The sequence below is a fragment of the Novosphingopyxis sp. genome, from assembly GCF_965218915.1.
Lineage (GTDB): Bacteria > Pseudomonadota > Alphaproteobacteria > Sphingomonadales > Sphingomonadaceae > Novosphingopyxis.
In genome coordinates this window covers 168,775-191,546 of the sequence record NZ_OZ244708.1, presented here as the reverse complement: position 1 = coordinate 191,546, position 22,772 = coordinate 168,775, and the positions used below count along the sequence as shown (strand labels likewise).

The window sequence follows — 22,772 nt, the reverse complement described above, 5'->3', positions numbered from 1 at the left end:
ATGAATATAGTCCTGTAGGAAAGGCCGATGAAGGGACCGACAACCTTCAGGCGGCCTTGCCCCCGAGCATCGCGTTATAATCGGCGCGAAGCGACTTGCGATCGATCTTCTGCGTGCCCAGCCGCGGCAAGGGCGCATCCGCCCGCCAAATATATTGCGGCACCTTGAACATGGCGAGCCGCTGCTCGAGAAACGCGCGCAGGCTGTCGGGCGTGAGCCCCGAACCTACCGATGGCAGATAGACCATGCCCACGACTTCGCCATAGCGATCGTCGGCGATGCCGAACACCGACAGTTCCACCATGTCGTCATGCTCGTAGGCTGCCGACTCCACCTCGTTGCAGGCGATGTTCTCGCCGCCGCGGATGATGATGTCCTTCTTGCGGTCGACGATATAGAGATAGCCGTCCGGATCGACATAACCGATGTCGCCGGTGCGGAAATACAGATCGTCGGTGAACGCGGCGCGCGTCGCTTCGGGATCGTTCCAATAGGCGTCGAAATTGGCGATCGAGCGGATGCACACCTCGCCGCGCGTCCCCTGCGGCACCGGATCGCCGCGATCGTCGAGAATAGCGAGATCGACCAGCGGCGGCGTCGGCGTGCCGGTGCTGTCGGGCTTGGCGATGTAATTGTCGGAAAAATTGGTGCAGCCGACGCCGTTGGTTTCGGTGAGGCCGTAGCCGAGACCCGGCCCGCCCTCCTTCATGCCTTCCTTGATCCGGGCGACATGCTCGGCCGGACGCGGCGCGCCGCCGGCGGCCATGATGGTGCAGCTCGACAGGTCGTAATCGCCGCGCCTGGCGTGGGCCGCGATCTCGATGCTCATCAGCGGTACCCCGGTAAAATAGGTGATGCGCTCCCGATCGATCAGCCGCATCGCCTCCTCGGCATCCCATTTGCGCATCAGGACGAGTTTACGCCCCATGGCGAAGCCCTGCAGCAGCATCGGCACCTCGGCGGTGACGTGGAACAGCGGCACGTTCATCAGCGTTGCGGGCGGGTATTTCGGCAATTCGCCGCGCTCGGTAGCCAGCTGCAGCAGCACCTTGGTGCCGCCGACATAGTTCATCGTCCCCTGCACCACCGCGCGGTGCGTGGACCAGGCACCTTTCGAGCGACCGGTCGAGCCCGAGGTGAACAGGATCGTCGCCTTGTCGTCGCCGGTGAGCACGGGCAAGGGCGTCTCGGCCGCCGCGCCGCCGACGATATCGGCAAAGGCATCGAGCGGCGGCAGGGCGTTGTCGTAGACCAGCAGTTCGACGCTGCCGAGATCATGCCCTTCCAGCCGCGCGGCCCGCTTCGTGTCGACCAGCACCAGCTTGCATCCGACCAGTTCGATCGCCTCGGCAAACTCGCCGCCCTGCCACCAGCCGTTGAGGAGCGTGGCGACACCGCCGGCCATGACGATCGCCATATAGGCGATCACCCAATTGGCCGAATTGCGCGCGCCGATGCCGACGCGGTCGCCCACCGCAATATCCTTGTTGGCGATCAGCCCGCCCGCCAGCACGCGCGCGGCTTCATAGGCCTCGCCAAAGGTCATCCGCCGAGCGCCGTCGACCAGGAATTCGGTGTCTTTATGCTGGTGACAGAAATGCGCGAGATATTGCGCCAGCGTCTCGGGCGCTTTGACGATATAGGGCAGCCGGACCCCGTCTTTTTCGATCGTCTGCGTTTCCAGCAGCTCCCCCGGCCCGGAAAGCTTGGCGACGGCATCGCTGATCTGGCGGTCCAGTTCTGATGGCATGGGGCAATCTCTCCTGTTGGCCTGTCCGGCTTTATCTCTATATGAAGCCGAACCCAGCGGGGGGAAAGAGCCGATGCTATCCATGCTCGCCGAGGCCGGCAGCTATCTGAACTACAGCGATCTGGGTCTCGATCCGGTTGCACTGGACCTCGGATTTTTCCAGTTGCGCTGGTATTCGCTCGCCTATCTGGCGGGCATCCTGATCGGCTACTGGTATCTTACCAGACTGGTCGATGCGCCCGGTGCGCCGATGGCGCGGCGCCATGCCGACGACATGATCTTCTACGCCACGCTCGGCATCATCCTGGGCGGGCGGATCGGCTATGTCCTGTTCTACCAGCCGAGCCTGATGGAAAACCCGATCAACGTCCTAAAGGTGTGGGAGGGCGGCATGTCGCTGCACGGCGGCGCGCTCGGCACGATTATCGCCATCTTCATTTTCTCGCGCGTCCACAAGCTGCCGTTCCTGCGCATCTGCGACTATATCGCCTGCTGCATTCCGTTCGGATTGCTGTTCGGCCGGCTCGCCAATTTCGTGAACGGCGAGTTGTGGGGCCGCGTCACCGACGTGCCTTGGGCGATCATCTTTCCGACCGGCGATGGCCTGCCGCGCCATCCCAGCCAGCTCTACGAGGCCGGGCTGGAGGGCCTGTTGCTGTTCGCGATCCTCGCCTATCTGTTCTGGCGGACGCAGGCGCGCTACAAGCCCGGTCTGCTGATGGGCGTTAGCGCCATCGTCTACGGCGCCTCGCGCTTTGTCGTGGAATATTTCCGCCAGCCCGACCGCCAGCTGCAGTGGCTGGCCGACCAGACCGGGCTCAGCATGGGGCAATGGCTCACCGTCCCGATGATCCTGCTCGGTCTGTGGCTCGTGCTGACCGCCAAGGCCCGCCGCCAGCGGATCGAGCCGATCGTCGGACAGGACAGCATTGCCTGAAGGCGAAGCGCTGGCCGAGCGGCTGCGGCGGCAGATCGCCGCGTCCGGACCGATCAGCGTCGCCGAATATATGCGCCGGTCGAACGCGGCCTATTATGCCGCCGGCGATCCGTTCGGCGCAAACGGCGATTTCGTCACCGCGCCGGAAATCAGCCAGATGTTCGGCGAGCTGATCGGTCTGTGGATGGCCGATCTATGGCTGCGCGCGCGGCGGCCCGAAGGCTGCCAGTATGTCGAGCTGGGGCCGGGGCGCGGTACGCTGGCGGCGGACATCCTCCGGTCGACCGCGACGTTCGGCTTCGCCCCATCGGTCCACTTGGTCGAAACCAGCGAGGCGCTGCGGGACATGCAATCGCAGGCGCTGCCGCAGGCGCGGTTCCATGATGAGATCGCAAGCCTGCCCGACGGCGGGCCGCTGCTGATCGTCGCCAACGAGTTTTTCGACGCACTGCCGGTGCGGCAGATGATCGCGACCGCCGAGGGCTGGCGCGAACGGGTGATCGACAATGGCCCCGATGGCGGCTTTTTCGCATCGGCCGGGCCGCGCGACGCCGATGCGCTGGTACCGGGTGCAGTCAGAGCGGCGCCCGAGGGGAGCATCATCGAGCAATGCCCGGACGGCGCGGCGATCCTCTTCGAATTGCTGCGCAGGATCGCAGCGCAGGGCGGCGCACTGCTGGTGATCGATTACGGCTATGACGCCGTAGGGGTGGGCGAGACACTGCAGGCGGTGAAGGCCCACAGGCCCGTGTCCATGTTCGAGGCGCCGGGAACGGCCGACCTGACCGCGCATGTCGATTTCCGCGAGCTCGCCAATATCGCGCGCGCCGCCGACATGGCGGTGCATGGCCCGATCGGTCAGGGTGACTGGCTACGCGCTCTGGGGATCGAGCTGCGCGCCCAGACTCTGGGGCGTCAACGCCCGGAAAAGCGTATCGAGATCGAAGTCGCGCGCGACCGGCTCATATCGCCCGTCAAGATGGGCGAATTGTTCAAGGTGCTGGCGATCACCGCGCCCGCATGGCCCATGCCCGAAGGCTTTGGCGGCTAGCCCGCGATCCAGCTTGCGACATTTTGCGCCACCTCGTTCGCGGCGGCGTTCAACGCGCTGCCCGCACTGGCGGGATCGATCACCGGCACCGGCATCGCCGCGGTGAAGCGCCGCGTTTCTACTCGGCCGCCGGGAAGCTGGCGCACCGCATCGAACGTCACGACCGCCTGGGCCTCGGCCTCGAACACGCCGAAATCGACCAGCTCTCCGGCCAGATAATCGGTGGCCTTTCCACCCGCATCGGCCTCGTTCAGCACCAATCGGCCGCGCGCGGCGATGGTCTCGGCCAGCAGACTGCGGAACAGCTGCGCGGGCTTGTCGGTCCAGTTGGCGTCGGTCAGATAGGTGATCGTGCCGCTCGCACTGGTCACCGGAATGCGCGTGACGTTGAGCTTCTGCGGCGTATTCGGTACGCTCACGATCAGCGCATTGGCCTGCTCGCCCGTCCGCGCGGCCCCCGCCTGCACCGCTTGGCCGGGTGTCAGCGAGAGCAGGAACGGCGGCGCCTTGGGGCCGAAGCTGATGCAGGCCGACAGCAGGACGACCGGCGCAAAAATGGCTAGACGACAGACTTTCATGGGCGTCCTCATTTCGGTTCATAGTCCGGCAGCGGCTGGGAGGAGAGCAGCGAACTCGCCCCACCGCTTTCAACTTGCTCGGTCAGGTTCTTGAGCGATTTGGTGGTGGCGCGCAGATCGCGAACCAGCAGATTGACCTCCGGCAAGGTCTGCTCGGAGAAATTGGTGACGCCCGGCTGCGCCGCTTTGACGGTCGTTTCCAGCGCGGCCAGGCTTTCGCGCGCCGACGCCATCGTCTTGCGCAGTTCGGCGGCGAGCTGCTGGCCATCGCTGTTGACCAGCTTGTCGGTGCTGTCGGCCAGATTGCCGATTTTCTGCGCCGCATCGCCCGCCTGGACCATCGCCAGACGTGCTTCCTTGAGCGCCGCGCTGAGCTCCGGCGCCTGATCTGCGAACGTGCCGGTGATCCGCTCGACATTGTCGAGCAGCTGCGCGAAGCTTTCCTGATTGTCCTCGGACAACAGATCGCTCAGTCTTTCGGTCAGCGTAGACAGCCGCTCGAGCAGGAGCGGCGCGTTGTTGAGCAACTCGCCCAGCGCACCGGGCTTGGTCGGGATCACCGGGACACCCTCGGGGCCGTCCTCGACGATCGGAGGTGCCCCCTTGACCGCGCCGCTCAGCTGGATTTCCGAAACGCCGGTAAAGCCGATGCCGCTGATCGTCGCCATCGTCCCCTGCAGGATCGGCACCTTGTCGTCGACCGAAACCCGCACGCGCACGAATTCGGGATCGTTCTCCCACAGCCTGATCGCCTTCACCTGACCGATCGGCACGCCCGAATAGGTTACCCCCGATCCCGTGGCGAGACCGCTGACCGAGCTTTTGAAGAAAATATCATATTCCTTGCGGTCGCCCTCGCCGAAACGGGCGAGCCAGATGATCAGCACCACCGCCGCGGTGACCAGCAGCAGCGTCACCGCGCCGACAAGTACATGATTGGATTTGGTTTCCATCGCTTTGCCTTATGCCTTGCCTTCGATGGCGGTGTCCATCGCCTTCTGATCCGCGGCGTGACCCGCATGCTTGCGCTGTGCGTCCGTCGCGGCGCGGCCGCGCGGTCCGGTGAAATATTCGGTGATCCATGGGTGATCGAGCTTGATCAGCTCGTCGATCGTGCCGGTGGCGATGACCCGCTTGTCCGCGAGCACCGCCACCCGGTCGCAGATCGCATGCAGCGTATCGAGGTCATGAGTGATCAAAAATACCGTAAAGCCCAAGGTATCCTGCAGGCTGCGGGTGAGCTCGTCGAACTTGGCCGCGCCGATCGGATCGAGCCCGGCGGTGGGTTCGTCGAGAAACAACAGGTCTGGGTCCATCGCCAGCGCCCGGGCGAGACCCGCGCGCTTCCGCATGCCGCCCGACAGTTCGGATGGGTATTTGTTGGCCGCTTCGGAAGGCAGACCGACCAGGTTGATCTTGTAGCGCGCCAGCTCGTCGAGCAGGCGCTGGGTGAAATCGGGGTAGAATTCGCGCAAGGGCACCTGGACGTTCTCGGCCACGGTCAGCGTGGAGAACAGCGCGCCGCCCTGGAACAGCACGCCCCAGCGCTTGCGCACGTCCTGCGCCTCGGTGCCCTCCTCCTGCACATCGGATTCGTCCTCGCCGAGCATGTTGTGGCCGAACACCTTGATCTCGCCGCGATCGGGGATCTGCAGCCCGATGATCGAGCGCATCAGCACCGATTTGCCGGTGCCCGACCCGCCGACGACGCCCAGGATTTCGCCGCGGCAGACGTCGAGATCCAGATCCTGATGGATCACCTGCTCGCCGAAGCTGTTCACCAGGCCGCGGACCTGGATCACCGTCTCGGGGATGCGAGAGCTCGACTTTGTCATACCCAGCCCAACGCGCTGAAGAATACGGCGAAAAAGGCATCCATCACGATGACCACGAAAATGGCCTGCACCACCGCCGCCGTTGTCTTGAGGCCGACCTGCTCGGCGTCGTTTTCTACCTGCAGGCCCTGGAAGCAGCCCGACAAGGCGACGACCGCGCCGAACACCGGCGCCTTGATCAGCGCGATGTAGAGATCGGTGATCGGCGTCACCTCGCGCAGCCGCGAGATGAAGGTCGCGGGCGGTATATCCAGACCGATCCAGCACAGCAGGCCGCCGCCGACGATCGCGACGATCGAGGCATAGACCGTGAGCAGCGGCATCATCACGATGGTGGCGATCACGCGCGGCAATACGAGCGCTTCCATCGGGGAGACGCCGATGGTGCGCATCGCGTCCACCTCCTCGGTCAGCTTCATGGTGCCGATCTGCGCGGCGAAGGCGCTGCCCGAGCGGCCCGCGACCATGATCGCGGTCATCAGCACGCCGAGCTCGCGCAAGGTAAGGCGCCCGACCAGGTTGATGGTGAAGATCTCGGCGCCAAAGGCCCGCAGCTGCACCGCGCCCTGCTGCGCGATGACGATGCCGATGAGAAAGCTCATCAGCCCGACGATGGCCAGCGCGCGCACGCCGACCACATCGAAGCGCTGGATCAGCGCGTTCCAGCGAATGCGGCCGGGATGGGCGAGCAGGTGGCCCAATGCCAGGACCGTCTGCCCGAAGAAGCCGACCAGCCCGACGACGCTGGTGACGCCGAAAATCGTCGCTTCGCCGACCTCCTCCAGCATCTTGCGGAAGGGTGGGGGTTCGGCACGTTCCAGCTCGACCGGCTCGTCGGCGCGGCGGACTTCCTCGATCAGATCGCGCGCATCCTCGTCGCCCCCGACGATCTCGGCCCCGCTGTCGCGCGACGTGCGCACGAGCAGCCAGGCCCCAACGGTGTCGAGATGCTCGATGTCGGAGATGTCGAGCACCGCGATGTCGTCGCCCACGTCGCGCAGGCGCCGGGACAGGCCGCCGATCTGCGCGATCGACAGGCTTCCGGTGAAGGCGAGCTCGCGGCCGTCCTCTCCTCGCCGTTCCTCAAAGTCCGCTTGCAGGCTCATTGTCCCCGCAATTGAACGATTAAGCGGCTCCGCACAAGCGCCAAACCGTGGCTAGGGCCCTGACCCTAGACGGCGGCGAGCGCCTGTTCGAAATCGGCGATCAGATCGTCCGCGTCCTCCACGCCGATCGAGATGCGCACCAGATTGTCGGTGATGCCGAGCGCCGCCTTGCGCTCGTCGGACACCGAAATATGCGTCATCGCCGCCGGATGGCTGGCCAGCGTCTCGGTGCCGCCGAGGCTTACCGCCAGCTTGGCGATCTTGAGATTGTCGAGAAAACGGAAGCTCTCCTCCTCGCCGCCCTTGATGAAGACGGAAAAGGTGGAGCCCGCACCCAGGCAATGGCGCTCGTAGATATCCTGCTGGCGCGGATCGTCGATGATGCCGAGATAGCCCAGCCCCTCGACCTTGGGATGTCCTTTCAGGAAAGCGCAGACTTTTGCCGCGTTCTCACCGGCGCGGGTCATGCGCAGCTCGACCGTCTCAAGGCTCCTGAGCAGCATCCAGGCGGTGTTGGGATCGGAGATGGTGCCGATGGTGTTGCGCATGGCGCGGATCGGATCGAGCCAGCGCTTGTCTCCCAGCACCGCGCCGGCGACGAGATCGCTGTGCCCACCGACGTATTTCGTGAGCGAGTAGATGACGATGTCCGCGCCGTGGTCGAGCGGCTTCTGCCACAGCGGCCCCAAAAAAGTGTTGTCGATCGCAACCGGCGGACGATCCTCGCCGTCGCCGAACACGTTGGTGCGCGCCTTGGCCACGCCTTCGATATCCACCAGCGCGTTGGTCGGGTTGGCCGGGCTCTCCAGATAGACCAGCGCCACCTTGGACCCCTTCTCGTCGGCGATGTCCCTCGCCTTTTGTAGCATCGCCTCGATGTCTTCCGGCGTCGCGCCGGCCGGGAAGTCCAAAAAGGTTATGCCGAATTTGGAGAGGATCTTGGCGATCAGCGTCTCGGTCGCCGCGTAGAGCGGCCCGCTGTGCACGATCACGTCGTTCTGCCGGACCAGCGCCAGCATGGTCGTGGCGATGGCCGACATGCCGCTGGAGAAGACCAGCGCGTCCTCGGCTTCCTCCCATACGCTCAGCCGATCCTCGACGATCTCCTGGTTGGGGTTGTTGAAGCGCGAATAGACCAGGCCTTCGGCGCCGCCCGGGCGCTTGCCGGTGATGCCTTCGAAATGGCGCTTGCCCGCCGCCGCGCTTTCGAACGCGAAGGTGGAGGTGAGGAAGATCGGCGGTTTCAGCGAGCCTTCGGACAGCTTGGGATCGAAGCCGTGGCCCATCATCAGCGTGGACGGCTTGAGTTTGCGTCCGCCGATTTCCTCGACATGGGGCTTGGGTTTGCGGCGCGGGGTCATCGCGCCGAGCGGCGGGTTCTCGTTCTGGTCGCTCATCGTGGCGAACTCCTTGGGTTGGCGGTGCCGCAAGGCCGGAGGGCCGCGGCCATGCCGCCATGTAGAGCCTGTCGCGTGCAAGGACAACGGCGGCAGCGCCGGGCCAGCTTCACACGCTTCACACTGTCCAGGGGGAGAAAAATGGCAGGGCGAATTGGGCAGGAGCGGACCATCCTTTCCGTCATTGTAAGAAAATGTTTGGTGGCGATCATGCAAGGAAGGCTGGCAGACAAAATCCTACATTTCCAGTGCTTTCCCGCCGCTTAGCGCGCGGCCAGCCCGATCAGCGATATCTGTCGCCCGTAATCGGGTTCGCCGCGATGGGTCGCGCGGCGATAGCTGAAATAACGGTCTTCGAGCCGGTAAGTGTCGCGGCCGAGGCAGGCGACCTGCCGTACCCCTGCCGCCGCCAGCCGCGCGGCGACATAGCCTTCCAAATCGAACCGGTGATGATGCTCCTTGCCGGGTGCGAAGAAGCCGTCATTCGCCTCGTCCGCCTCGCAGAAGCGGCGGTAAAAGCCCTCGTCCACCTCGTAGCTGGCCTGCGCGATGCACGGGCCGACGGCCGCCGCGATCCGCCCGCGGTCCGCGCCGAGCGCCTCCATCGCCGCGATGGCGGCATCGGTCACGCCGGTAAGCGCGCCCTTCCATCCCGCATGTGCCGCGCCGACCACGCCCGCCTCAGCATCCGCCAGCAACACCGGCGCGCAATCGGCGGTGAGGATGCCGATGAGCAGGCCAGGCGTGGCGGTGACCATCGCATCGGCGCGCAGCCGCGCGTCGGCAGGCAGCGGGCCGTCCAGCGTCACCACGTCGGCGCCGTGCACCTGGTAGACGGTCTGCAGCGGCGCGTCCGCGATGATGGCCTGCGCCGCGAGCCTGCGATTCTCGGCAATGGCGAGCGCATCGTCATCGGAACCGACGCCGACGTTGAGATCGCGGTACAGGCCGTTCGATACGCCCCCGGTGCGCCCGAGAAAGCCGTGCGGGACGGGAGTGAGAGGAGAGGCGGTTTCGATGTCGATCATATGGCCCCTTAGCGATCCAACCGCACATCCGTTCGTACTGAGCTTGTCGAAGCATTGTCCTTCTTTTTTCAAGGTTGCGAGGGAGAAAGTACAGCCCTTCGACAAGCTCAGGGCGAACGGAGGTAAATGCTGTTCGGTGAGCTAAGTCCTGAACCCCAACCCATTGGTTCTTTCAGGGCGAGACCCCCTAACGCCCCAAACTCTTCAGCACCTGCTCGCTCGTGTCCTTGGACAGCCCTTCCTTGTCCGCGATCCGTTCCAGCTCCGCCTTCATCAACCCCGAGCGTTTTTCCTCGAACCGTCGCCAGCGACCCAATGTCGGCACGAAGCGCGCCGCCAATTGCGCGTTCTGCCCATCGAGCGTCAGGATCAGATCGGCGAGCATCCGGTAGCCCTCGCCGCTTTCATCGTGGAAGCGCACCTGGTTCGCCGTGAAACTGCCGTAGAGCGAGCGGATGCGGTTGGGGTTTTTCAGCGTGAAGTCCGGATGCTGGCTGAGCGTCTTGACCGCCTCCAGCGTGTCGCCGCGCAAGGACAAGGCCTGCAGCCCGAACCATTTGTCGAGCACCAGCGCATCGCCGCGGTAGCGGTTGTAGAAAATGTCCAGCGCCGCCTCGCGCTTGTCCGATGTGCCATGCGACAGCGTGGCCAGCGCGGACAGGCGCTGGGTCATATTGTCGGCGCGCTCGAACTGCGCGAACGCCAGCTCCGCGGCGGCATCCTCGTCGGCGGCGGCGAGATAGGATAGCGCCACCGACTGCAGCCGCCGCGCGGCGCGCGCCTCCGGCTCCAGCGAAAACGGAATGACGGAGCAGGCACCATAATGCGCCTGCCAGCGGTCCTTCAGCTTCACCGCGATTCCCTGGCGCAGCTTTGCCCGCTCGTCATGGATCGCGGCGGGATCGATCACCAGCATCTGCTCGCCCAGAAAGCTTTCGGCGGGCGGCTGCACCATTTCGGCGAGGAAGGCGCGGTCGATGCCGTCCTCGTCGAGCGCGGCGGCGATCGAATCGACGATCAACTGCTCGTTGCCGCTATCGCCGTCACCCTGATCGCCGGAAACCGCGCCGACCAGATGGTCGATCATCAGCTGCTGCATCGCCTCGAACCGCGCAAACGGATCGTCGTCATGTGCCGACAAAAAGGCGAGGTCCGCCGGATCGCGGCGGTTGTCGAGGATGACCGGTGCGGAGAACCCACGGTTGATCGACAGCACCGGGGCCTGCGCGAAACCCTCGAAGCTGACCGATTTTTCGGCCGCCTCGAGCATCACCAACTCCTCGCGCACATTCTTTCCGGTCGCGCGGTCGAACAGCGCGATGCGCAGCGGGATCACCATTGCGCTCGGCTCCGGCGCCTCGGTGCCCGCGCTTTTGGTCTGCGAGAGCTGCAAGGTGGCGGTTTTGCCCTCATGGCTCAGCGTGGCGGCGACATGCGGCGTACCCGCCTCGCGGTACCAGCGGCGGAACTGGGTCAGGTCGACGTCGCCGCCGTCTTCGATGGACGTGATAAAGTCCTCGCAGGTTGCGGCCTCGCCGTCATGGCGGTCGAAATAGAGATCGGTGCCCCGGCGAAAGCGATCCGCGCCGATCATGGTCAGCATCATGCGGATGACCTCGGCGCCCTTGTTGTAGACGGTCGCGGTGTAGAAATTCGAGATTTCCATATAGCTGTCGGGGCGGATCGGATGGGCGAGCGGGCCGCCGTCCTCGGGGAACTGCGCGGCGCGCAGGATGCGCACATCCTCGATCCGCTTGACCGGCGCGGAGCCCATATCGGCGCTGAACTGCTGGTCGCGCAGCACGGTGAAGCCCTCTTTCAGGCTCAGCTGGAACCAGTCGCGGCAGGTGATGCGGTTGCCCGACCAGTTGTGGAAATATTCGTGGGCAACTACGCCCTCGATACCGTCATAATCATTGTCGGTCGCGGTGTCGGGATCGGCCAATATGTAGCGCGTGTTGAAGATGTTGAGACCCTTGTTCTCCATCGCACCCATATTGAAATCGCTGACGGCGACGATGTTGAAAATGTCGAGATCATATTCGCGGCCATAGCTCTCCTCGTCCCACTTCATCGCGTTTTTCAGCGCGGTCATCGCGTGGCCGGTGCGCTCCAGATCGCCTGCTCGGACCCAAATGCCGAGATCGACGGTACGCCCGTTCATGGTGGTGAAGCTGTCGCGGTTGGCGACGAGGTCGCCCGCCACCAGCGCGAACAGATAGCTGGGTTTCAGATGCGGATCGTTCCACACGGCATAATGGCGGCCATCGTCGGTCTCGCCTTCCTCGACCAGATCGCCATTCGACAGCAGCACGGGAAAGGCTTTCGCATCGCCCTCCATGCGCACGGTGTAGCGCGACAGCACGTCGGGACGATCGGGGTGAAAGGCGATCCGCCGAAAACCCTCCGCCTCGCACTGGGTGCACAGCATGCCACCCGAGGCATAGAGCCCCATCAGCTGCGTGTTCTCGGACGGTTTCAGCGCGGTGGTGATCGAGACGTGATGCGCGTCTGCGGGCAGCGGCAGCACGAGATCGCCGCCCTCGAGTCGCCAGTCGTTGATCCGATCGCCATCGACCAGCACTTCGACGGGTTCGATCCCATCGCCCTTCAGGCGCAGCGGCTCCTTTCCTCGATCGTCCGGGCCGCCGGCGGCGGGATTGCGCTCGACCTTGAGATTCGCGTGCACCACCGTGTCCTCGATCCCCAGATCGAAATCGAGCACGATGTCGGGGACCAGCCAGGCGGGAGGACGATAATCCTCCCGCCGGATAACGGTGGGCGCATCGGCGAAGGTTTTCTGTACGTCGGCCATGCCTGGAGATGTAGGAGAGAAGCCATTGGTTCCCAAGCGCAATCATTCGAGGTAGCCAGCGCGCATGAATATGCTCGTTTTTGGCCTCGGTTACACCGCCTCGCGCCTCGCCGAGCGCCTGCGCACCGATGGCTGGCGGATCGAGGCCACCGGCAGCGGCGGCAATCTGGATTTCGAGGGCGGGACCTCGGTGCGCGAGGCGATGGGGCGGGCGACGCACATCCTCTCCTCGGTCCCGCCCGGCAGGGACGGCGGCGATCCGGTGCTGGAGCGATACGATGAACTGCTGCGCGCCGCCCCCGCCAGATGGATCGGCTATCTCAGCTCCACCGGCGTCTACGGCGATGCCGGCGGCGCCTGGGTCGACGAAAGCGCCCCCGTCGGCGGCGGCAGGCGCGCGGCCCGCGCGGAGGCCGATGCGGCGTGGCTGGCGCTGGACGAAAGGGTTCGCGTCTTCCGCCTGCCCGGCATTTACGGCCCCGGCCGCTCGGCGCTCGACAAGGTTCGCGCGGGTGAGGCGCACCGTATCGATATGCCGGGCCAGATGTTCAGCCGTATCCATGTGGACGATATCGTCGGCGCCGTGATCGCCAGCTTCGACGCGCCCGCCGGTATCTACAATATCGGCGACGATCGGCCGGCGAGCCACAATGCCGTGACCGAATATGCTTGCCGGCTGCTGGGTATGGAACCGCCGCCGCTGCAGACGATGGACGAAGCGGGGCTCTCGCCGATGGCGCGCGGTTTCTACGCCGAGAACCGCCGGGTCGCAAACGGCAAGGCGAGACGCGTGCTGGGCTGGGCGCCGCAATATCCGGACTACAAGGCGGGGCTGCGGGCGCTGCTCAACTAAATCCTCCCCGTTCCGGGGAGGATTTGGGTTTACCCGGCGCTCACCCGCGCCGTCTTCGGCGTCCGCGCGCGCATCGCCACCAGCAGACCCAGCATCGCGATCGCCCCGCCCGCGCCCGCCAGCAGCGACCAGCGATAGCCCTCGAACAAGGTCGACAGGCCCATCGCCACCACCGGCACCATGGTGCTGTTATAGGCCGCCTTGCCCGGACCGATCGCGCGCACGATGCCGAAATAGAGCGGAAAGGTGACGACCGAGCCGAGCAGGCCGAGATAGAGGATGCCGACCATATAGGATGGCCGCGGATCGAACACCGGCATGCCCACCGTGGCGAACCCGAGGCCTGCGTTCAGCAGCACGCCGTAGATCATCGCCCAGGCGAGCAGCGTGAGCAGCGGCAGCAGCTGCACGCGCCTGGCCGCCTGCAGCACATTGGCGGCAGACGCCGAAAGGATGCCGCCGACGGTCAGCAGCACGCCGTAGAGCACGTCCAGCCCGCTCGCCGGCATTGCGCGATATTCCTGCACGAACAGCAGCGCTACCCCGACGATGGCGATGGCGGTGCCGACGAAAAAACTCGGCTCCAGCCTGCGGCCCAGAAACAGCCGTCCCAGCAGCGCGTTGGGCAGCATCAGCAGCGCGAACAGCGTGGCGACGAGGCCGGAGGTGACGAAGCGCTCGGCATTGTAGACGAAGTTGAAGTTCATCGTGAACTGGCTGAGCCCCAGACACAGCGCCCAGACATGACCCGACCGCGGGAGCAGGAGCGGCTGGCCGCGCAGTTTGGCAAGCGCCATCATGCCGATCGAGGCAATGATGAAGCGGTAGCACACCGACCAGGTCGGCGGCACGGTGCTGATCTGGTCGCGGATCACGATCCACGTGCCGCCCCAGATCAGCGCGACGATCAGGAACGGAAACAGGATGCGAGGGCTGAGGAGGGAGAGCGATCCCTCATCCTCCAAATCCGTTCGGGCTGAGCTTGTCGAAGCCTTGTCCTGTTTCGGGGGAGAAGAAGGCAGTCGTTGGTGCTGCGCACCGTCTTCGACTCCGACAGGCTCGGGACGAACGGAATTTTTCTCTTTCACAGTGCCGCGATCGCATCGGCCAGCGGCTGCACGTCCGCGGCCTCATGCTGCCAGCTCGTCACCAGCCGCGCGGCGCCCCCCTCTTCAGAAAATGGGCCCCAGTCGTAGAAATCGAACCCGCGATTCCGCAGACCCGCCGCTTCCTCAGCGCTCAGTTTCAGGAAAATCTCGTTCGCCTCGACCGGGTAGAGCAGCCGCCCGCCCGCCGCCGCGCCGAGCATCGCCGCCGCCGCATTGGCGGTGCGCGCGTTTTCAAGCCACAGATCGTCCTCCAGCATCGCCAGGATTTGCGCGGCGAGATAGCGGCCCTTGCTGAGCAGATGCCCGGCGCGCTTGCGGCGATAATCGGTGGCGGCGTAGAGATCGGTATCGAAGAAGACCAGCGCCTCGGCGCTCATCCCGCCGTTCTTGACGCAGCCGAAGCTGAGCAGATCGACGCCCTCGGTCACCGCCCGCGCATCGCCGTCGAGGCGCGCCGCCGCGTTGGCGAAGCGCGCGCCGTCCATGTGGAGCTTCAGGCCCCCTGCCTTGGCCAGCGCGGCGATGCCCGCCACCTCGTCGGCGCTATAGACCAGCCCATATTCGGTGGCGTTGGTGATCGAGATGCCCGCCGCCTGCACCTGGTGCACGTCGGGCCGGATCGCGTCGAGCCGCGCGGCGATCGTCTCCGGCGCGATCTTGGCGCCAGCGCCCGGCAGCAGCATGAGCTTGGCCCCGCCCGCGTAAAAACCCGGTGCCCCCGCCTCGTCCATCTCGATATGCGCCTCTTCATGGCAGAGGATGCCCTGATGCCCCTCGGCCATCGCGGCGCAGGCAAGCGCGTTGGCGGCGGTGCCGGTGGTGACCGCCATCGCCCGGCACTCGCGCCCGAACACCGCGCTGAATGCCGCGTCAAGCCGCGCCGACCAGCGGTCCCCGTCATAGGCGGTATCGAGGCTGTCGGCACCGCGCATCGCCTCCCAGACCTTGGGGTGCACGGGGGCGGCGTTGTCGGAGAAGAAGCGCATGGGTGGGCGCTTTAAGCTCAATAACGTTAGATCGCTAGGATGTCTTAACGCAGACGCTTGGCCGCGAATGCGCGACCGTGCTTAGGACTGGCCTGCCAGCCGAAGCCCGAAGGGCGTAGGCTGGTGCTGCTGGAGAGGATCGAACTCTCGGCCTCACCCTTACCAAGGGTGTGCTCTACCACTGAGCTACAGCAGCCCTGTTCGCGAACGCGGCCCTATGCGAGCGGCGGGGGCGCAAAGTCAAGGGCTGGCTTGGCGGAAGGCGGCGTTATTGTTAAGGTGCGCGCCATGGCGGACAAGATTCAGCAGGAGGAAAAAGCGCGGCGCCTCGCCGAACAGCTGCGCGTCAATCTGCGGCGGCGCAAGGCGCAGGGGCGAGAGCTGAAGCCGGAGGATGAGGGCGAAAAGGCCGACGACCAATCCTGATGTTTCCGTCATCCCGGGCTTGACCCGGGATCCAGGGCGAGATGGCACTGCCGCTGGGCTCTGGATCCCGGATCAAGTCCGGGATGACTTGGGATTGATTGAACCCGAAGCGCTCAACCCAACGGCGCACAGCGTCCTTCGAGCCAGCCTCGATCCGCATCGCTCAGCTGCGAGCCCACAATCTCCACCACCTTGGCGTGATAATCATCCACCCAGGCCTGCTCATCATCCGTCAGCAGCGCCGGGTCGATCAATTCGCGCTCCAGCGGGGCGAAGGTCAACGTCTCGAAGCCCAGCATCTCGCGCTCGGCGCCGGGCACGGCGCGCTCCTCGACCAGCACCAGATTCTCGATGCGGATGCCGAAATCGCCTTCCTTGTAATAGCCCGGCTCGTTGGAGCAGATCATGCCGGCCTTGAGCGGCTCGGCGAACCCCCCGAACGCGGCGATGCGTTGCGGGCCTTCGTGCACGGCGAGATAGGCGCCCACGCCGTGGCCGGTGCCATGGCCGTAATCCACGCCGTCGGCCCAGAGGAACTGCCGCGCCAGCGCGTCGAGCGCGCCGCCGGTGGTGCCCTTGGGGAAGACCGCGACGTCGAGCGCGATATGGCCCTTCAGCACCTGGGTGTAGCGCTTGACCATTTCGGCCGTGGGCTCGCCGATCGCGGCGACGCGGGTGACGTCGGTGGTGCCGTCGCGATATTGGCCGCCCGAATCACATAGGTACAGCTCGCCGACTTCCAGCTTGCGGTTGGTGTCCTCGGTCACGCTGTAATGCGGCAGCGCGCCGTGCGGGCCGGAGGCGGAGATGGTGCGGAAGCTGATGTCCTTGAGCTCGTCGTTCGCGCCCCGGAACTCGCGCAGCTTGGCGGCGGCGGCCAGCTCGTCGAGCCCCCCCTTGGGCGCGGTTTCGCTGATCCATTTGAGGTAGCGCGTCAGCGCGGCGCCGTCGCGTGCCTGCGCTGCGCGGTGACCCTCGATCTCGGCCCGGTTCTTGATCGCCTTCATCAGCACCGACGGATCGCGCTGTTCGGCGATGTTCGCCCCGGCATCGTCCAGCGCCTCGAAGATCGCGGCCGGCGCGCGTTCGGGATCGACCGCGACCGATTTGCCAGCGAGATCGGCGAGCGAGGAGGCATATTCGTCATAGCCGCGCACCGACACTTCGTTGCCCAGATGGGTGCGGACGGCGGCGGTCAGCTTGTCCTCGGCCACGAACAAAGTGGCGGTGCCGTCGGCCCGCACCAGCGCATGGGCGATGGCGACCGGCGTGTTGGCGATGTCGTGCCCACGGATATTCAGTGTCCAGGCAACCGAATCGAGCGCGGTCAGCACGGTGGCGTCATAGCCCTCGTCGTTCAGCCATTGCGCGATCTCGGCGCGCTTGTCGGCATGCGATTTGCCGGCATATTCCAGCGGCTGGACATCGAGCTTGGCATCGGGTTTTTCCGGCTGGTCGGACCACACGCTGTCGATGGCATTGCCGTCGACCGGCACCATCTCGGCGCCCTTGCGCGCGGCGGCGGCTTCGGCTTCCTTCACCCAGGCGCGGGTGTGCAGCCAGGCGTCGTAACCGATACGGTCGCCTTCCGATGCGTTGGCGCGGATCCAGTCGGTCATGCTCATGTCGGCGAGCGGGATATAGGCGAACAGTTTCTCGTCGACCTGATCGCGCACCTGCACGGTGTAGCGTCCGTCGACGAAGATCGCGGCCTTGTTCCTGAGCACGACCGCGCTGCCCGCCGAGCCCGCGAATCCGGTCAGCCAGCGCAGCCTTTGCGCATATTCGCCGACATATTCGCTCAAATGCTCGTCGGCGATCGGCACGACGAACCCGGTCAGTCCGCGCCGTCCGAGTTCCTCGCGCAGCGCTGCGAGGCGGTTTTCGTGGGTCTGCATGAGCATGGCGGCGGCCTTTCGGTGGATTGGAATTTGGAGGTAATATAGGGGATCGGGCGCGATTTCCCAAGGCTTGTAACCCTTGCATCCACCCTGTCTCCCACGCACATCGGCCGACATGAAAACACGGAACATCCCGCCGCGCGCCGAGCCGCGCCCAGTCACCACCGAACATCACGGCATCAGCAGTCAGGACGAATATGCCTGGCTGCGCGATGCCAGCTATCCCATCGTCGATGACCCGGAAATCCTCGACTATCTCAATCAGGAGAATGCCTGGTTCGAGGCGCATATGGCGCCGCAGCGGGCGCTCACCGACGCGCTGTTCAAGGAGATGCGCGGGCGGATCAAGGAAGCCGACGAGAGCGTGCCGCAAAAGGACGGCGACTGGCTCTATTGGGTGAGTTTCGAGGAAGGCGCGGAGTATCGCAAGCATTGGCGGCGCCACGTCGATGGCGGCGAGGCGCAGCTGATGATCGACGAGCCGGCGATGGCGGCGGGCAAGGACTATTTCAACCTCGGCGCGGCCTCGGTCAGCCCGGACGGCAAGCTGCTCGCCTATGCGGTCGACGAGAACGGATCGGAGCGGTTCACGGCGCGGGTGCGCGATCTGGCGACGGGCGAGGATTTGCCGGACGAAATCCCCGGCACGCTGTCCGATCTCGTCTGGACCGCCGACGGATCGGGCTTCCTCTACTGCCTCGCCAACGAACAATGGCGCACCGACAACGCCCGGCTGCACCGGCTCGGCGACGATCCCAAGCACGATATCGAGCTGTATCACGAGGCGGACGAGGGTTTCCGCGTGTCCGTGGGCGAAACCGGCTCGCGACGTTTCCTCGTGATCGCGGCGGGCGATCACGAGACCAGCGAGGTCCGGCTCATCCCGGCGGATGATCCGGCCGGACGGCAAATCCTCATCCGCCCGCGCAAGGCCGGCGTCGAATATGATGTCGAGGAACGCGAAGGGCTGCTCTACGTCCTGACCAACGACGATCACGTCAATTTCCGGCTCGCCACCGCGCCGCTGGACGATCCGGCCACCTGGACCACGCTGATCGCGGGATCGGACGATTATTATATCACCGGCATGGAGGCCTATCGCGATTTCTACGTGGTCGAGGGCCGCCGCGCCGGGCTCGATCAGATCGAGGTCCGCTATTATGACGATCCCGCGCGGATCGAGCCGGTGGCGTTTCCGGAAGCGGCCTATGTCGCGGGCCTCGGCAACAATCCCGAATTCGACCAGAGCGTGCTGCGCATCGGCTATAATTCGATGGTCACGCCCAGCACGGTCTATGATTATGACGTGGGGGGCCGCAGCCTCGAAACGCTGAAAGTGCAGGAAATCCCGAGCGGCTACGACGCCTCGCTCTACGTCACCGAGCGGCTGATGATCACAGCGCGCGACGGCGTGGAGGTGCCGGTCTCGATCGTCTATCGCAAGGACCGCCAGCCAGGAAAAGACGGAGCGCCCGGTCCGCTGCATCTCTACGGCTACGGCGCCTATGGCATGGCGATCCCGCCGGGCTTTTCGACCACGCGCCTCAGCCTGGTCGATCGCGGCTTCGCCTTTGCCATCGCCCATATTCGCGGCGGCGACGATCTGGGTCGGAACTGGTATCTGACCGGCAAGCGCGAGCACCGGATGAACGCGTTCCAAGACTTCATCGATTGCGCTCACGGGCTGATCGATCAGGGCTATACCGCCAAGGGCCGCATCTCGATCAGCGGCGGATCGGCGGGCGGCAAGCTGATGGGCGCGGTGATCAACATGGCGCCGGAGCTGTTCGGCGCGGTGGTGGCGCATGTACCGTTTGTCGATGTGCTCTCGACCATGCTCGACGCCTCGCTGCCGCTGACGCCGGGCGAGTGGCCGGAATGGGGCAATCCAGCCGCCGACAAGGCCGCGTTCGATCTCATCCGCAGCTACAGCCCCTATGACAATGTGCGCGCGCAGGATTATCCGCCGATGCTGGTGACCGCCGGGCTCAACGATCCGCGCGTGACCTATTGGGAACCGGCCAAATGGGTCGCCCGGCTGCGGGCCCGCAAGACCGACGACAATATCCTGCTGCTCAAGACCAATATGGGCGCGGGCCATGGCGGCAAATCGGGCCGCTGGGAGAGCCTCAAGGAAACCGCCGAGGAATATGCCTTCATCCTGTGGCAGATGGGCACGGAAGAACCTGCGTGAGCGCGCCGTTCGAAAAAGTCTGGACCGCGCTGCCCGAGCACATCGACGAACTTGGTCATGTCAACAACGCGGTGTGGGTGACGTGGATTCAGGACATGTCGACATCGCACTGGCGCGCGGTGGCGGATGCGGATCATGTCGCGGCCTATATCTGGGTCATCACCCGCCACGAGATCGATTATCGCGGCAATATCATGGTGGGCGAACGCGTGACCGGCCGCACCTGGGTCGACGGCACACCCCGCGGCGCGCGGTTCGACCGGCGCGTCGATTTTCTGAACGATGCAGGCAAGGTCATGGTCTCCGCCAAGACCACATGGGCGATCATCGACCGCGCGCGCGGCCGGATCGTGCGGGTGCCGGACGGGGTGGCGGCGAATTTCGTTTGAACCACCCATGCCCCAAATTCCGTAGTCCTGACTTACGGATTTGATGCAATGGTCACTCTAAATCCGTAGTCCTGAGCCTGTCGAAGGGCGTTTGTCGGTTTGGCGCTGACCTTGCCTTGGCCAGCCGGGAAATGGTTTCCCAATCACCCGCGATCAGCGCTTCTTTCTTTGGGCCGTCCCCAACCTTTGATCTGCTTCTCAGCTGCTTTGGCCTCGTGCCTTTCCGGAGGCGATTATGTGCTTTGCTAACCCGGTCGGATGGAAATTCAGAAACAGCATAGCTGCGCCTTTCTTTGTTCGTCATGCCGGCGAAAGGGCACCCAACAAAGTACTACTTTGTTGGGACCCGGAAAGCTGGCATCTCAGGCCTCATGACGATCCCGCCCGAGACCCCAGCTTTCGCTGGGGTGATGAAAAATGAAACGGGTTTGCAAGGTACATAATCGCCATTTTATTACCGTAGCCCTGAGCCTGTCGAAGGGCGGCTTTCGGATGTGAGAAGAGCGCTGTTATCGAGAAACGTCCTTCGACAAGCTCAGGACTTACGGGATTTTTTAAAGTTGCCGGAATAGGACGCGATTATGCGTCGCCGCGGCCCTCGGCGATGGTGTCGAGCCGCTCCATCAGTTCGTGGAAGGGCTGGCTTTCACCGGTCTTGGCGTCGGGCAGCGGATCGTTGCCGGCCATGATCTCTTCCAGCGCCGTGCGTGCGCGGGCGACCCGGCTCTTGACCGTACCCACCGCCACGCCGGTGATCTCGGCCGCGTCCTTGTAGGAAAACCCGCCCGCGCCGACCAGGATCAGCGATTCGCGCTGGCCCACCGGCAGTTTGGACAGCGCGCGCTGCATGTCGGCCAGTTCGATATGACGCTCCTGATGGACCGGGCTCACCAGCAGCTTTTCCGCCGCGATCTCGTTCCATTCGCCCTTGAACTTGGAGCGGCGCATTTCGGAGAGGAACAGGTTGCGCAGGATCACGAAGATCCAGGCGCGGAAATTGGTGCCGGCGCGAAAGCTCGCGCGGGCGGTCCAGGCTCTTAGTAGCGCGTCCTGAACAAGATCATCCGCGAATTCGGGCTGGCCGCTGGTCAAGGAGCGCGAAAAGGCGCGCAGTTGCGGGAGCACCTCGGTCAGATGCTCGCGAAACTGGTCGTCGGTCAGAACCTCATGTGCCTCTTTGGCGGCCATCAACTCGCTTTCAACCCAATATACCGGGCCCGCCCAGAGGCTGGCCGAACCCTCCTCAGTTGGACCTCGAAATCCACACGATGCTGAGCGCGATGATGGCGATCACCGTCGAAATCGCCAGGACATAGCGGCCGATATGCGGCGTGGAGCCGGCCCGGGCGCGATCCTGATCGAGATCGATGTCTTCGCTGCTGTTCTCGTCATTCATGGCAAATCCCTCTTTCCCGCTCCGCCTAGATAAGCGGATCGCCCCTGTCCACAAGATGCGTCGGCCCGTGCGATCAGGCGGGAACGTTCATCCCGTCGAAGAACAGCGCCTGAGCGATCGCGGTCTTCACCGTGTCGCGCTGGAACGGTTTGGTGATCAGAAAAGCCGGTTCGGGCTTCTCTCCGGTAAGCAACCGCTCGGGAAAGGCGGTGATGAAAATCACCGGGACCTGATGATCGGACAGGATGTCCTTGACCGCATCGATGCCCGAGCTGTTGTCGGCCAGTTGGATGTCGGCGAGCACGAGCGTGGGAGCGTGCTCCCTGGCCGCGGCGACGGCTTCGTCGCGGGTCGCCGCGATCGCGGCGACCTCGTGGCCGGACTCGGTGACGATCGTCTCGATATCCATCGCGATGATCGGCTCGTCCTCGATGATCAGCACGCGCGCATGGGTCTGCCGGTCGATCTCGTCGGTCGCCTCGCGCACCAGCAAACGCACCTTGTCGACATTCTCGCCGAGCAAGGTGGCGGCCTCGGTTTCGCTGAAGCCCTCCATCGTAGTGAGCAGCAGCGCGCGGCGCGATTTCGGCGTCAGGTCGGCCAGCCGCTTCTGCACGATCAGGTCATCGCCCTCGGCCGGGTCGGACCCCTGCGGCCCTGCTTCCTCGCTGGCGCGCCAGAACGTCTCGAACGTCTTGTACAGCGCGATGCGCGGTTCGAGATCGCTCGGAAACTGGTCCGGCGCATCGACGATCGATTGCAACGTCGCCCGGACGATCGTGTCGCCCGATTGCTGGCTGCCGGTCAACGCCCGTGCATAGCGGCGCACATAGGGGAGATGGGGCGCCAGTTTTTCGCCCAAGGTTTTTTCGTTCATGAGTTCCCTGAAATCCGTGTTGTTCATTGTCGCTGGCAAAGCCGTCCGCCGCCACCGGTCGTTCCGCCCCGCCATGAAACCTTTTCGCGGTCGATTGGTTTCGGTCCACGGGAACAAGGTAGCGGCGATGCCGCCGATTGGCAA

20 protein-coding genes and 1 tRNA gene are annotated in these 22,772 nt (G+C 64.8%); 6 read left to right on the top strand and 15 right to left on the bottom strand.

Annotated elements, in window-relative coordinates:
• Positions 1-46 precede the first annotated feature (46 nt).
• Positions 47-1,750 (bottom strand): class I adenylate-forming enzyme family protein, encoded by a 1,704-nt coding sequence (locus ACOQPC_RS01000; RefSeq protein WP_420606815.1) that lies wholly within the window; start codon positions 1,748-1,750, stop codon positions 47-49.
• A 73-nt stretch (positions 1,751-1,823) separates the two neighbouring features.
• On the opposite strand from ACOQPC_RS01000, the gene lgt reads away from it, so the two are divergent.
• Entirely contained in the window at positions 1,824-2,687 is an 864-nt protein-coding gene (gene lgt / locus ACOQPC_RS00995) for a prolipoprotein diacylglyceryl transferase (protein WP_420606814.1), read from the top strand.
• Positions 2,680-3,738: a class I SAM-dependent methyltransferase gene (locus ACOQPC_RS00990; protein WP_420606813.1), complete on the top strand. Its 1,059-nt coding sequence runs from the start codon at positions 2,680-2,682 to the stop codon at positions 3,736-3,738. The genes lgt and ACOQPC_RS00990 overlap by 8 nt, the downstream gene beginning before the upstream one ends.
• On the opposite strand, the gene ACOQPC_RS00985 is transcribed toward ACOQPC_RS00990, so the two are convergent.
• From ACOQPC_RS00985 to pepN, 7 genes are all read right to left on the bottom strand, one after another.
• Complete coding sequence (locus tag ACOQPC_RS00985; protein ID WP_420606812.1) at positions 3,735-4,316, bottom strand: ABC-type transport auxiliary lipoprotein family protein; 582 nt, start codon at positions 4,314-4,316, stop codon at positions 3,735-3,737. The two genes, ACOQPC_RS00990 and ACOQPC_RS00985, sit on opposite strands and share 4 nt — an antisense overlap.
• Positions 4,317-4,324: 8 nt before the next feature.
• The gene (locus ACOQPC_RS00980; RefSeq protein WP_420606811.1) at positions 4,325-5,269 is read right to left on the bottom strand and encodes an MlaD family protein; all 945 of its coding nucleotides are present in this window, start codon (positions 5,267-5,269) and stop codon (positions 4,325-4,327) included.
• 9 nt (positions 5,270-5,278) lie between these two features.
• Positions 5,279-6,151 carry an ABC transporter ATP-binding protein gene (locus ACOQPC_RS00975; protein ID WP_420606810.1) on the bottom strand — a complete coding sequence of 291 codons (873 nt, stop codon included), beginning with the start codon at positions 6,149-6,151 and terminating at the stop codon, positions 5,279-5,281.
• A complete protein-coding gene (locus tag ACOQPC_RS00970) occupies positions 6,148-7,257 on the bottom strand; it encodes an MlaE family ABC transporter permease (RefSeq protein WP_420606809.1) in 1,110 nt (369 codons plus the stop codon). Before ACOQPC_RS00970 ends, ACOQPC_RS00975 begins: the two co-directional genes overlap by 4 nt.
• A 65-nt stretch (positions 7,258-7,322) precedes the next feature.
• The gene (locus tag ACOQPC_RS00965) at positions 7,323-8,654 is read right to left on the bottom strand and encodes a cystathionine gamma-synthase family protein (RefSeq protein WP_420606808.1); all 1,332 of its coding nucleotides are present in this window, start codon (positions 8,652-8,654) and stop codon (positions 7,323-7,325) included.
• A 263-nt stretch (positions 8,655-8,917) separates the two neighbouring features.
• A complete protein-coding gene (gene pgeF / locus ACOQPC_RS00960; RefSeq protein WP_420606807.1) occupies positions 8,918-9,682 on the bottom strand; it encodes a peptidoglycan editing factor PgeF in 765 nt (254 codons plus the stop codon).
• A gap of 187 nt (positions 9,683-9,869) precedes the next feature.
• Complete coding sequence (gene pepN / locus ACOQPC_RS00955; protein WP_420606806.1) at positions 9,870-12,497, bottom strand: aminopeptidase N; 2,628 nt, start codon at positions 12,495-12,497, stop codon at positions 9,870-9,872.
• A 70-nt stretch (positions 12,498-12,567) separates the two neighbouring features.
• On the opposite strand from pepN, the gene ACOQPC_RS00950 reads away from it, so the two are divergent.
• Complete coding sequence (locus tag ACOQPC_RS00950; RefSeq protein ID WP_420608180.1) at positions 12,568-13,350, top strand: SDR family NAD(P)-dependent oxidoreductase; 783 nt, start codon at positions 12,568-12,570, stop codon at positions 13,348-13,350.
• Positions 13,351-13,379: 29 nt separating this feature from the next.
• Here the strand turns inward: ACOQPC_RS00950 and ACOQPC_RS00945 are convergent, their stop codons facing one another.
• The 3 genes from ACOQPC_RS00945 to ACOQPC_RS00935 form a co-directional block, all read right to left on the bottom strand.
• Complete coding sequence (locus ACOQPC_RS00945; protein WP_420606805.1) at positions 13,380-14,315, bottom strand: DMT family transporter; 936 nt, start codon at positions 14,313-14,315, stop codon at positions 13,380-13,382.
• Between the two features lie 119 nt (positions 14,316-14,434).
• Positions 14,435-15,445 carry a threonine aldolase family protein gene (locus ACOQPC_RS00940; RefSeq protein WP_420606804.1) on the bottom strand — a complete coding sequence of 337 codons (1,011 nt, stop codon included), beginning with the start codon at positions 15,443-15,445 and terminating at the stop codon, positions 14,435-14,437.
• 121 nt (positions 15,446-15,566) lie between these two features.
• A tRNA-Thr gene (locus ACOQPC_RS00935) sits at positions 15,567-15,641 on the bottom strand.
• A gap of 92 nt (positions 15,642-15,733) precedes the next feature.
• Between ACOQPC_RS00935 and ACOQPC_RS00930 the strand changes: the two genes are divergently transcribed.
• Positions 15,734-15,871, top strand: coding sequence for a hypothetical protein (locus tag ACOQPC_RS00930; protein WP_420606803.1), 138 nt, complete (start codon positions 15,734-15,736; stop codon positions 15,869-15,871).
• A gap of 113 nt (positions 15,872-15,984) precedes the next feature.
• Here ACOQPC_RS00930 and ACOQPC_RS00925 read toward each other — a convergent pair whose 3' ends face one another.
• Complete coding sequence (locus ACOQPC_RS00925; RefSeq protein ID WP_420608179.1) at positions 15,985-17,769, bottom strand: aminopeptidase P family protein; 1,785 nt, start codon at positions 17,767-17,769, stop codon at positions 15,985-15,987.
• Between the two features lie 118 nt (positions 17,770-17,887).
• Here ACOQPC_RS00925 and ACOQPC_RS00920 point away from each other — a divergent pair, with 118 nt between their 5' ends.
• Together ACOQPC_RS00920 and ACOQPC_RS00915 are read left to right on the top strand one after the other, a co-directional pair.
• The gene (locus ACOQPC_RS00920; RefSeq protein ID WP_420606802.1) at positions 17,888-19,966 is read left to right on the top strand and encodes a S9 family peptidase; all 2,079 of its coding nucleotides are present in this window, start codon (positions 17,888-17,890) and stop codon (positions 19,964-19,966) included.
• The gene (locus tag ACOQPC_RS00915) at positions 19,963-20,355 is read left to right on the top strand and encodes an acyl-CoA thioesterase (protein ID WP_420606801.1); all 393 of its coding nucleotides are present in this window, start codon (positions 19,963-19,965) and stop codon (positions 20,353-20,355) included. The genes ACOQPC_RS00920 and ACOQPC_RS00915 overlap by 4 nt, the downstream gene beginning before the upstream one ends.
• A 579-nt stretch (positions 20,356-20,934) precedes the next feature.
• On the opposite strand, the gene ACOQPC_RS00910 is transcribed toward ACOQPC_RS00915, so the two are convergent.
• The 3 genes from ACOQPC_RS00910 to ACOQPC_RS00900 form a co-directional block, all read right to left on the bottom strand.
• The gene (locus ACOQPC_RS00910; RefSeq protein WP_420606800.1) at positions 20,935-21,543 is read right to left on the bottom strand and encodes a sigma-70 family RNA polymerase sigma factor; all 609 of its coding nucleotides are present in this window, start codon (positions 21,541-21,543) and stop codon (positions 20,935-20,937) included.
• A gap of 55 nt (positions 21,544-21,598) precedes the next feature.
• A complete protein-coding gene (locus ACOQPC_RS00905) occupies positions 21,599-21,751 on the bottom strand; it encodes a hypothetical protein (RefSeq protein WP_420606799.1) in 153 nt (50 codons plus the stop codon).
• Between the two features lie 73 nt (positions 21,752-21,824).
• Positions 21,825-22,628 (bottom strand): response regulator, encoded by an 804-nt coding sequence (locus ACOQPC_RS00900; RefSeq protein WP_420606798.1) that lies wholly within the window; start codon positions 22,626-22,628, stop codon positions 21,825-21,827.
• Between the last annotated feature and the right edge of the window lie 144 nt (positions 22,629-22,772).